Raw genomic sequence first — 11,612 nt, 5'->3', positions numbered from 1 at the left:
TAAATAGCAACAAACTATTCGAAACAACCTAAAAAAAGCATCACTTATTTAAAGCAATGCTTTTTGACCCTTATTTTAATAGCTTGCTTAATCCTGAAATGAGCCCTATCCCTTTTTGGAAGTCTTGGTTTGCTGCTTTAACTAGTCTCGTATAAATGCCAATCAGGGATTCATTTTGCCTTTTTAATTCACTGACCTCTTTTTTTAATGCTGCCAGCTCGACTCTTAAAGATTCCATTTGTTTCTGTAGGTATTCGGTGTCTCCATTTTCCCCGGTTTCATCCACTGCGGCTATTTCCTCACTTACCTTTAGACCTTCTGAAAGATTCAATATAGAATCATCATTAATAATTTTACCGGCCAAACTCAATAATGAATTAAAATCTAAATTCCGTCCGTCTTTCAACAGTTCACCTGCCAACTTTTCCAGATTGTCCGAATTCTCAAGAGAATCATTATTTTTAGTAGGTTGATCCATAATAATCCTGCCTTTCATAGTTTCTACCCTATATTATGTAAATGCTTAATTAATGGAATGGACAAACATACAGAGAATTGAAGAACTTATGGAAGTGACATTGAAAAACCCTGGACAATTACCAGGGTTTAACTTGATATATCTGATTAGACATATTAAGAAGCAGGCGTACATTCCAATAGGCTGCAAATTCTATCCCTGATTTTGTCAGCTAAACACGGTGAAATGAGTCTTACTACAATCCATAAAAGTACTAGTCCAAGAACTAGTAACGGTGTTAATGCTCCATTTATCATACGATGTCCCCCCTTTTATTCAATACTATGGGTACCCTTACGTTTACATCGTATGTTCCGAACTTGGACATGCATAAACAAATATCCCGGCATTGAAAAAATTGGCACTTGTCCATCTCTTTTAAAAAAATCTGACCCCTCCACGGGGCCAGATTAGTGATTTTATCGTAATTTTTTCATTTCATTTGAAAGGAATTCTACATCCGTTCCCACAATGACCTGCAGACTCGTTTTGCTGAGCTTTATGACTCCTTTTGCTCCCAGCTGTTTTAATTGCCCCTCATCAACAAGCGACATATCTTTCACTCTTAAACGAAGTCGGGTTACACAATTATCGAGTTCTACCAGGTTCTCTTTCCCGCCTAAAGCCTGCATATAAGCGTCTGCTGCTTCAGTATATTTGCCCTTTATAGATGAATTCATTTCAAATTCAACTTCATTTTCGTCTTCCCTTCCAGGTGTTTTCAAATTCAGTTTCCTGATCAAGTAATAGAAAATCACAAAATACAGCAAAGCATACAAGAGACCTATTCCGGCCAGCAGAACCGGCTTTTGGGCAATGCCAAAGTTTAGAATATAATCAAGGGCGCCTGCTGAGAATCCGAATCCATGATGGATATCCAGTAAATAAGTAATGGACATAGCCAGACCTGTCAAAGCAGCATGAATGAAATATAAAACCGGTGACAGGAACATAAACAGGAATTCAATCGGCTCTGTAATTCCTGTCAGGAAGGAAGTAAATGCAAGTCCGGCCATCGCCCCTGCCACGGTTTTCCTTCTTTCCTTCTTTGCAGCCGCAACCATGGCCAGAGCAGCGCCTGGCAGCCCAAACATCATAATTGGGAAAAATCCTGTCATAAAGATCCCAGCAGAAGGATCCTTTGCAAGGAAGCGCCATAAGTCTCCTTTGATAACATCTCCTGCTGCATTGGTAAACTCGCCGAACTCAAACCAGACGAGTGTGTTCAGTATATGATGAAGACCAACCGGAATTAAAAGACGGTTCAGGAATCCGAATACCCCAACCCCTGCTGCCCCTGCCCCGATAATCCAATCACCAACACTGTTTATGCCTGCCTGGACCGGTGGCCATACATACCCGAACAAAAATGCGATGACAATCATAGCAAGTGAGGTGATTATCGGCACAAACCGTTTTCCCCCAAAGAATCCAAGCCATTCCGGCAGCTTAATATCATGATATTTATTGTATAATAGCCCTGCAATAATACCGGAAATGATCCCGCCAAAAACACCCATATTAACCGTTTCGTTTATAGCCGCGGCACCTTCAGTCAGTACAAAATAACCCACTGCACCAGCAAGAGCAGCTGCCCCGCTTCCATCCTTAGAAAAACCGATGGCAATTCCAATGGCAAACAAAAGAGCCAAATGTCCAAATACAGCATCACCAGCTGCCGAGATAAATGGAATTCCTAAAAGGTCATCCTGTCCAAGCCTCAACAAAAGTGCAGCAGCAGGCATAACTGCAATCGGCAGCATTAAAGATTTGCCAATCTTCTGTAAAAACCCCAACATTATTACACACCTCTTTCCCTTTGGATTATTACATAATATGAACAGGCTTTAAAATTCAGTACCAGGCTACAACAGTATTATGCTGGCCCGCCATGAAATAAAAAGAACCTGGCGCCAAATGCTCCCAGGTTCTTCCTGCATATTTAATAAAGTAAATATTCTTTACGTGTTTTATTGAATTGTTTTAATTCTTTTTGCCATTTGGAAGAGATTTCATCAACGTTCTTTCCTTCTTCTATGGCTTCACGGACCCAGCCATTACCCATCAGGTTATCAAAAAATGAAATTCCATCACTGTTTTCTGCACGGAATTCAAAGTCTTCAGGATACATATCATGGATCGCCTTGACGATGTGAATTCCCGTCTCGACAGGCTTGAATGCTTCGCGATCTGTCACATGAATCTGAATCCCATGAGAAAGCTGTCCTGCATGCTTAGAGAAGCTTGGTGTAAACGAAGCTGCTCTGAAGATTACCCCAGGAAGATTAAGACTGTTCAGATGTCCAGCCAATTCATCGGCGTTAATAAATGGAGCACCAATTAATTCAAACGGCTTAGTTGTTCCGCGTCCCTCAGAAACATTCGTTCCTTCAATTAATGCCGCACCGGGATATACTAATGCCGTTTCAAGGGTTGGCATGTTAGGAGACGGCATGACAAACGGAAGCCGGGTATCATCGTAATACATATTGCGCTTCCATCCATTCATTTTGACAACCGTTAAATCTGCACCTATTTCAAACTCTTCATTAAACAATTCGGCCAGTTCACCTACCGTCATCCCATGGCGAAGCGGAATCTGGTAATTCCCCACAAAGGAGGAATATTTCATATCAAGCACCGGTCCTTCAACCTTTGTTCCGCCTTGAGGATTGGGCCTGTCAAGCACGATGAAAGGGATATCGTTTTCTTTTGCTGCTTCCATCGCGTAAGCCATTGTGTAAATATACGTGTAAAAACGTGTTCCGACATCCTGAATATCAAACAGAAGCACGTCAATATTATCAAGCATTTCTGGTGTGGGCTTTTTGGTTTGCCCATATAAGCTATAAACAGGAAGCCCCGTCTTTTCATCGATATAGTACTCAACATATTCTCCCGCTTGTGCACTGCCGCGGACTCCATGCTCCGGTCCATATAATGCTGTTAACTCCACATCCGGATCATTGTGCAGAATATCAACAATGCTGTTTAAATCCTGGTCGACCCCTGTCGGGTTTGTAATCAGGCCAACCCGTTTTCCTTCAATAAGTTCTTTTTTATCATCCAAAAGAACTTCAACACCAAGCTCGAACTTCTTTTTCTTGCCTTTTCCTTTTCCATTGCCGTTATCTGCAAGCACAACAGTTAAAGAAGAGAGTACGAGAATCATTGTCAAAAAAGCCATAAACCATTTCTTCATTAGTTTTCTCCTCCCAGGTTAGGATAGTACATGCCAGGAACAAATGGGCATGTACCCATCCTTTTTTTGCCTCTTCCTAATAACTCAATCCATGCCCAAATTCATATAGGACATTGCCATCTGTACCCGGAATAGTTACAGGCAATTTGCCTGAAGGGTTAATTTGACCAAATATAACGCCTGCTGCTGAATCAAAGCTAGCCGTTCTGAAGCCGTATTGTGCAATATAGGCATCAATTTCCGGATAGGCCATGATGTCATATGGGTTACGGATGCCAACCGCAATGACCGGAACCTCTGATTCAGCAATAATAGAATTTACCATCTGCATCTGTGCGCTGTCAGGCGAACGGCCTGACACATTAGAGGTATGTGAGCCTACAAGAACCGCACTGGCATTCCTGATTTGCTGCTTCTGCTCTTCCGTTAATGCATAGCTTGAGGTCTGGATGACCGTTGAGTTTGCATGAAACTTGCCTACTGAGTTACTTAAATCTGTTATATACGTATTTCCGACAACGACAATATTATCTTCAGGAGATAATTTTAATGGCAAGGCATTTCCTTCATTTTTAACAACGGTTATTGAACGTTCTGCCGCTTCTTTTTCTATTTGTTTATGTTCTTCTGACCCAACTACTTCCAGTGCATTTGTGATTTTTTCATCAATCGGTTGAGGTGTCTCTTCTTTTATTATCCCCCGCTTTATTTTTAGTGTTAAAATGCGTTCCACTGAGGATTCAATGCGTTTTTCTGGGATTTCTCCATTCTTAACAGCATTCAATAGACCTTCTGCAACTTCTTTTAGACCAACGGGCATTAACACAATATCAGTTCCAGCTTTGACGGCACGAATGGCAGCATCAACTGGTCCAAAATGTTCAGCAATGGCATTCATATTCATTGCATCCGTTGTAATAACACCTTCATATCCCATTTCTTCACGCATAAGTTCTGTCAGCACTTTATGGGAAAGAGTGGCCGGTATTGCGATTTCTTCACCTGTTTTTTGCGAGATGGCTTTCGTATCATCAATCTTAGGGAAAGTAACATGTGCAGTCATGATAGCATCCACGCCTGCTTCCATCCCTTTTTGAAAAGGATACAATTCAACTTCCTTTAGACGTTCTTTATCATGGGGAACTTCAGGCAATCCAAGATGTGAGTCTACTGCTGTATCTCCATGCCCGGGAAAATGCTTTGCAGTAGCGGCAACACCTGCTGATTGCAGTCCTTCAGTATAAGCAACGCCCATGTCAGCGACTAGCTGCGGGTCCTCGCCAAATGAACGAACACCTATGACCGGATTGTCAGGATTATTATTTACATCCATGACAGGCGCAAAGTTCATATTAATGCCGAGTGAAGAGAGTTCCTCACCAATTGCCTTGCCAACCTTTCGCGAAATTTCTTCAGAGCGGGCAGCACCTAATGCCATATTTCCAGGCATGTCAGTTCCTGATTGAAGACGGGTAACAATTCCGCCTTCCTGGTCAATGGTCATTAATAGGCCAAATTTTTCAGCAGCTTTCTGATAATCTGAAACCAGTGTGGCAGTCTGCTCGGTTGTCACCACATTTTCACGGAATAATATTACCCCGCCTAGATGATAATCTTTTACCAGCTTCTCTATTTCAGGCAGCATTTCAGTGACATTTTGTCCCTCCCAGGTGCGGAAATCCGGCATCAGCATCTGGCCCACCTTCTCTTCAATGGACATATGTTTCACTGCCCGGCTAATAAGGTCATACCGTTTCCCATGCTCTTTAATCATTTTCACTTTAAAACCAGGCTTGCCATTGCTGCCCTGTTTATGGTCAGGTTTTATTTGAAGTGCAATTCGGTCCTTATTTACGCCGTCTGTTACACTGATGAAGGTTTTTCCGGGCTTCCCACTTAAAGTGATAGTCCCTGACTGATCAACTGCTGCAACAGTTTTATTGCTGGAATTCCATTTTAGCCCTTCAGATACTCCCATGAAATGCCCTTCTTTATATACATGAAGCGCTTTTAATTGGAATTTATTTCCACTAAATTCCATGCTGACCTGGGGGATGTTCTCCAGGAGTATTAAATCTTTTACTGTACTTTCTGCCGATGCGTTTTTCACGGTTATTCCCATCCATAATTGCGAAACGGCAAGTGTAATTGTGAGAAGGGAAATAAACATTACTTTGCTGACTTTACCCATTTCTTCCACCGTCCTTACTCCTTTTTCATATGAGCTTACTTTTCACTAATAAATCGAATACTAGTAATTTCTTTTTTCCCACCCGTTTCCTGAAAGGACAGGCGTCACTTTTTGTCCATCTGAAAGTTGAAGTTTTACATTATCAACATACCAGCCTCTTCCATTTACTGTACTGTCTGTCACGTACCTGAATCGGATGTGCGATGTTCCTGCCGGAATTGTCAGCTTTTCCTTTTTCCAGTCGATGCTGCTGCCTGTATATGGCTGTGCTGCCTGTGTCCAATTGACGCCATCTTCCGAGACCTCAACCATGCCCATGTCTGCATTAGTTTCAGTTCTGTACCAGGTATCAAACGACAGGGCCGCCTCTTCTTTGAGATTCACCTTAGCGGTTAACTCATGCTGAATTTTATCGCCATATCCTGAAAACCACGCCGAACCTTTTCCAGGAATGGCTACAGGAATGGAATCCCCCACCTGTCTTGCAAATGCACGCCTTGCAATATTCGTTGTAACAGTATCTCTTGAAGGATGCACACGATTTGTTAAGAGAATCGCAATTGTGGCATTATTTCGGTTTATCACGATGGATGTTCCAGTGTACCCTGTATGCCCAAGGGAATTTCCCTCTGATAAGGCATCCATGAACCATCCCTGGCCGAGCTCCCAGCCCAGGCCGTGATCATCGCCTGGGAATTCAGGGATTTGGTTTTGAATAAGCATTTGAACTGTCTTTTCTTTTAATATCCGCTTGCCGCCATAACGCCCGTCATTCACATACATATGGGCAAGCTTGGCAAGATCGGATGCAGTTGAAAAAACACCTGCATGTCCGGCAACGCCATCAAGGGACCAGGCATTTTCATCATGAACTTCGCCCCATACAAGTCCCCTGCCAATAGCAGGCTGGAATTCGGTGGCTGCAATCCGATGCTTCAAAGATTCAGGAGGATTATACATAGTATCCTTCATTCCTAGCGGTTGAGTTATGCGTTTCTTTACAAACTCATCCAGGCTTTGTCCAGAAAGGCGTTCGATTAGCTCACCGAGCGTAATCATATTCAAATCGCTGTATGTATACGCTTCACCCGGCTCATTGTCCAATGGATAGTTAAATACGATTTGCATGCGTTCCTCTCTGCTGCTTCCTTGTGAATATAATGGAATCCATGCAGTAAAGCCTGAAGTATGTGTCATCAGCTGGCGTATCGTTACATTTTCCTTTCCGTTTTGGGCGAACTCGGGAATATATTCCGCAACTGGATCATCCAGCTCAAATCGGCCTTCATCATACAATATCATCGCGGCAGTTGTGGTAAAGATTTTACTGATTGAAGCCAGATCAAAGATAGTATCTTCGGTCATTTCAATCGGGTTCTGGGCTTCAGTAAATTTATCATCTGTGTAGCGGTAGGAATATCCGTATGCATCATGCTTAACGATATGGCCTCGCCTTGCCACAAAAGTGACAGCACCCGGCATGACGCCTTCTGAAATCATCTCCTCCATTAAGGGATCGATTTCATCGAGCGGCTGCTGAACCATGCCGGCTCCCGCTGCTGAACCAGGATGAAGGATAGGAGAGCTCGGCCCGGGACGATCCCACGAAAAAACAGGATGAATCTTGTGTTTCACATCTTTATTGTTTTTCATTTCCATCGTTGGCTTAACTCCTTCAGCGCTTTGCGCAGACGCAGGATATGCTGCCGGAATAAAGAGTGATGTGCCAAGTGCTGCAGATAGCGCAACAAGCATGGTTTTATTTTTCATAGTGCCTCCTTTATTTTTATGAAACTTCATCAGCATTTAACCTCCTCTAATTAATGAAAGGGTTTACATAATGTAAGATTAATAGACATAGAGTATAGTTGTCTATACCACATAAGTCCTGTTCTAGTTAAAAACTTCCATATAAAACAGCAAAACGATAGTGCTTTTTGACTGTTCTGAAAATTTTTTGGCTTATTTTGAAGAGATACAAAGAAAGCAGAATCCATAATGGATCCTGCTTATCTTTGAAACTGTACATTATGAAGACCTGCAAAGATTCCGTTCTTTTCTATCAGTTCATCATGTGTACCTTCTTCAGCAATGCCGTCTTCTGTGACTACAACTACCCTGTCCGCATTGCGGATGGTTGCAAGCCTATGGGCAATAACCAGTGTGGTGCGGTTTACGGCAAGCTCGTTCAATGCCGTTTGAATTATCTGTTCGGTTTCTGTATCTAATGCCGAGGTTGCTTCATCCAGGATTAAAATCGGCGGGTTTTTCAGGAACATTCTCGCAATGGCGATCCTTTGTTTTTGTCCGCCTGACAGCTTTAATCCCCGTTCCCCAATTTGTGTTTCCCAGCCATCCGGAAGCGATGCAATGAAGTCCTGCAAGTGCGCTTTTTTAGCTGCGTCTGCAACCTGCTCATCTGTTGCTCCCAGCATTCCGTAAGCTATATTCTCCTTAAGGGTACCGGTAAACAGGAAGACATCCTGCTGGACAATGCCAATTTGTGATCTCAGAGATTTCTTCGTCATGTCCCTGATATCCATGCCATCAATCTTAATACTTCCGCTATTCACCTCATAAAAGCGTGGAATCAAAGAACAAATCGTTGTCTTTCCGGCTCCTGAAGGTCCGACAAAAGCTACTGTTTCACCTGCTTGTATTTGAAGGTCAATTCCCTCAAGCACCGATTTATGCTCGTCATAACGGAACGATACATCCTGAAAACGAATATCACCCATTAAAGACGCAACCTCAATGGCATCTTTTGGATCTTCAATTTCCGGTTCAGTATCAATGATTTCTAAAAACCGTTTAAAACCAGCCATTCCCTTTGGATATAATTCCATCAGAGCACTGATCTTATCAATCGGCTTTAATAGCACATTCACATAGAGCACAAATCCGACCAATTCACCGTATGAAAGCTGTCCGCTGAAACTCAGCCAGGAACCGTATACAAGAACAAGCAGCGTAACTAATCTGGTCAGCATATAGACTCCGGATGCACTGAAGCTCATAATCTTGTAAGCTGCAAGCTTGGCAAGACGGAATCTGCCATTGTTTTCTTTAAATCTTTTAATTTCATAGCTTTCATTTGTAAAAGACTGAACTACACGCACACCCGATACACTATCCTCAACCTGTGCGTTGACATCGGCAATTTCACCGTACATTCTTTTCCATGCTTTGTTCATTTTGATATTGCAGAACGTAATCAGCCATACAAGGAACGGAAGAACAAATATGGTTACAAGAGCAAGCTTCACATTGATGGTCAGCATAATCCAGAATGCACCGACAAATGTCATGACTGCTATAAATAAATCCTCCGGGCCATGATGGGCAAGCTCTCCGATATCCATAAGATCGTTTGTCACCCGGCTCATGATATGCCCTGTTTTAGTATTATCGAAGAAGCGGAAAGACTGCCTTTGCACATGCTGAAAAAGCTGCTGCCGCATATCTGTTTCGATGTTAATGCCCAGCTTGTGGCCCCAATAGTTAACCACAAACTGAAGCAGTGTACTTGCTGCATAAAGAGCAAGCAGGCCAGCACTGACAGAAACAATCATTGACCAATTTCCGCTTGGAAGCAGGCTGTCGATAAACCACTGAACCGCAAGTGGAAAGCCCAACTCAAGAATCGCCACGAATACTGCCGAACTAAAGTCAATAATGAACAGGCGCTTATGCGGCTTATAGTAGTTTAAAAACCGTCGGATCATCTTATTCTCCTTTTTCTCTTAGGCTCTTTTCGTATAAATTGTTGTTTTTCGTTTATCAATGTTGTCCGTTGTTTGCAGTGAGAGGATGCTCAGCGAACCATGGGGCGGGCGGTGAGCCTCCTCGACGCTACGCGTCTGTGGGGTCTCACCTGTCCCGCTACTCCCGTAGGACGTTGAATATGCTACCTTGAGTAAACTCAGCACGAAAAGAATGCGAATGCATTTTCGAGGATCTCGCACCTTCCACTACAATCAACTCCGTAAATATAATATAAATAGCAACAAACTTTGCGAAAACAGCCTTCTCTTAAAATCAAATATATTTGATTATAAATTCACCAGCAATATATTACAAGAAAAACTCGTCCCTAGTTATCTGGAACGAGTCTGTTGTTGCTGCTTTATTAGGCTGATAGTACGTCCTCTTATGAAGTTCAAATTCTTGATTTGAACTGGAAATTGCGGATCATTTGATTGATTACCTCTGAAATGACAAGACCGACTGCAATGGCTCCGGATATCATGAATGCTTTCGCTGCGAGCTGAATGGCAGTATTGTAATCATTTTCAACAAAATTCCGCATCGCATCATATGCAATCCCTCCTGGGACCAGCGGAATGATGCCGGCAACACTGAAAATAATTATAGGTGTTTTATACATTCTGGCAAAAATCTGGCTGATCACAGCGATGGTAAAAGCAGCAATTAAGGAAGAAATAACAGCATCATACTGCCAATTAACAAGCCAAATATAAACGAACCATCCGACCATGCCAACAAATCCGCATTTCAGCAGCGATTTTTTCGGAGCATTGAAAAGCACCCCGAATCCTGCTGATGCGATAAAGCTTGTAATCATATGTGTCAATATAAACATAGACAACTTCCTCCGCTATTGCATTTAAAAAGTGAAGACAAGAGCAATCCCGGCTCCAATGGCAAAAGCCGTCAAAAAGGCTTCAGCTCCTTTTGACAGTCCGGAAACAAGATGCCCGGCCATTAAATCCCTGACTGCATTTGTTATCAATAGTCCCGGAACGAGCGGCATGACCGACCCGATGATGATCTTATCGAGCTCTGTCCCGACTCCCGAGTACACAAAGAAAAAGGCTATAAGACCAATTAATAATGAAGCAATAAATTCAGAGAAAAACTTGATCTGGACAACTCTATGGACATATAAAAATGAGACAAATCCCAGACCGCCTGTAATCATGGCTGGAATAAAATCAGTCCAGCTTCCAAGGAACATAATTAAAAAACAGCCGCTTGCAATCGAAGCTGCAAAAATCTGCTGGTAAACAGGGAATGTATAGTCGGCACTTTCAATCTCCTTCAGCCTTGCCAATGCTTCCTTTCCATTCAATTCACCGCTGCTGATCCTGCGTGAAACACCGTTCACCAATGTCACTTTGTACAGATCTGTTGACCGTTCTGAAATCCGAATCAGCTTTGCCGGTTCAGTTCCATCCGTAGAGAATATTATCCCGGTTGGCGTCACATAGCTATGTGAATTTGGAATACCCAGGGAGGCTGCAATCCTGGTCATTGTGTCCTCTACCCGATATGTTTCTGCGCCACCCTGGAGCATGATTTTCCCTGCAAGCAAGCATATCTCAATTACTTCTATTGTTGGAGGGAATTTTTTCTCCATTCTTTCACCTGCTTTATTTTTCAAAAATTAAAAACCTCTTATTATAGGGTTACATCTTAACGGAAATGATAAACGAAAGAAAGACCTTTTGTCTAAAATTTTGTATAAAAATGTTTAGAACTCTGCTTCAGCGCAATTTAAATGGACGAAATAGTGTCCAATAAAATAAGTGGTTATTCCTTACAGAATAACCACTTCAGTTTGTAGACAAAAGGGGTTCGGAATAGTCTCATTCCGGACCTCTTTTTTGAATTTTATTGGCTTTGAAGCATTTTCAGATGATGATAGACCTCTCCGAGGTCATCTTCTAGGCCATTTCTGG

General features: G+C 42.4%; 9 protein-coding genes. All 9 read right to left on the bottom strand.

The window, feature by feature from the left end; genetic code table 11:
• Positions 1-70: 70 nt before the first annotated feature.
• The 9 genes from M3205_RS09120 to M3205_RS09080 all read right to left on the bottom strand — a co-directional run bounded on the left by M3205_RS09120 (position 71) and on the right by M3205_RS09080 (position 11,290).
• Positions 71-478, bottom strand: a complete 408-nt coding sequence (locus tag M3205_RS09120; protein WP_251169603.1) for a hypothetical protein — start codon at positions 476-478, stop codon at positions 71-73.
• A 155-nt stretch (positions 479-633) separates the two neighbouring features.
• Positions 634-774, bottom strand: a complete 141-nt coding sequence (locus M3205_RS09115; RefSeq protein WP_251169602.1) for a hypothetical protein — start codon at positions 772-774, stop codon at positions 634-636.
• Between the two features lie 162 nt (positions 775-936).
• Positions 937-2,316 carry an N-acetylglucosamine-specific PTS transporter subunit IIBC gene (gene nagE / locus M3205_RS09110; RefSeq protein WP_251169601.1) on the bottom strand — a complete coding sequence of 460 codons (1,380 nt, stop codon included), beginning with the start codon at positions 2,314-2,316 and terminating at the stop codon, positions 937-939.
• Positions 2,317-2,459: 143 nt separating this feature from the next.
• Positions 2,460-3,719, bottom strand: a complete 1,260-nt coding sequence (locus M3205_RS09105) for an exo-beta-N-acetylmuramidase NamZ family protein (protein ID WP_251169600.1) — start codon at positions 3,717-3,719, stop codon at positions 2,460-2,462.
• Positions 3,720-3,795: 76 nt separating this feature from the next.
• Positions 3,796-5,910, bottom strand: coding sequence for a glycoside hydrolase family 3 protein (locus tag M3205_RS09100; protein ID WP_251169669.1), 2,115 nt, complete (start codon positions 5,908-5,910; stop codon positions 3,796-3,798).
• A gap of 60 nt (positions 5,911-5,970) precedes the next feature.
• Positions 5,971-7,710 carry a serine hydrolase gene (locus tag M3205_RS09095; protein WP_251169599.1) on the bottom strand — a complete coding sequence of 580 codons (1,740 nt, stop codon included), beginning with the start codon at positions 7,708-7,710 and terminating at the stop codon, positions 5,971-5,973.
• 209 nt (positions 7,711-7,919) lie between these two features.
• The gene (locus M3205_RS09090) at positions 7,920-9,635 is read right to left on the bottom strand and encodes an ABC transporter ATP-binding protein (protein ID WP_251169598.1); all 1,716 of its coding nucleotides are present in this window, start codon (positions 9,633-9,635) and stop codon (positions 7,920-7,922) included.
• A gap of 434 nt (positions 9,636-10,069) precedes the next feature.
• Entirely contained in the window at positions 10,070-10,513 is a 444-nt protein-coding gene (locus tag M3205_RS09085; protein WP_251169597.1) for a threonine/serine exporter family protein, read from the bottom strand.
• Positions 10,514-10,537: 24 nt separating this feature from the next.
• Positions 10,538-11,290: a threonine/serine exporter family protein gene (locus tag M3205_RS09080; protein WP_251169596.1), complete on the bottom strand. Its 753-nt coding sequence runs from the start codon at positions 11,288-11,290 to the stop codon at positions 10,538-10,540.
• Positions 11,291-11,612 lie beyond the last annotated feature (322 nt).

It is taken from the genome of Cytobacillus firmus, from assembly GCF_023715565.1.
Lineage (GTDB): Bacteria > Bacillota > Bacilli > Bacillales > Cytobacillaceae > Cytobacillus > Cytobacillus firmus_C.
The sequence above is the reverse complement of the archived record's forward strand: the minus strand, read 5'-3'. Positions and strand labels throughout refer to the sequence as shown.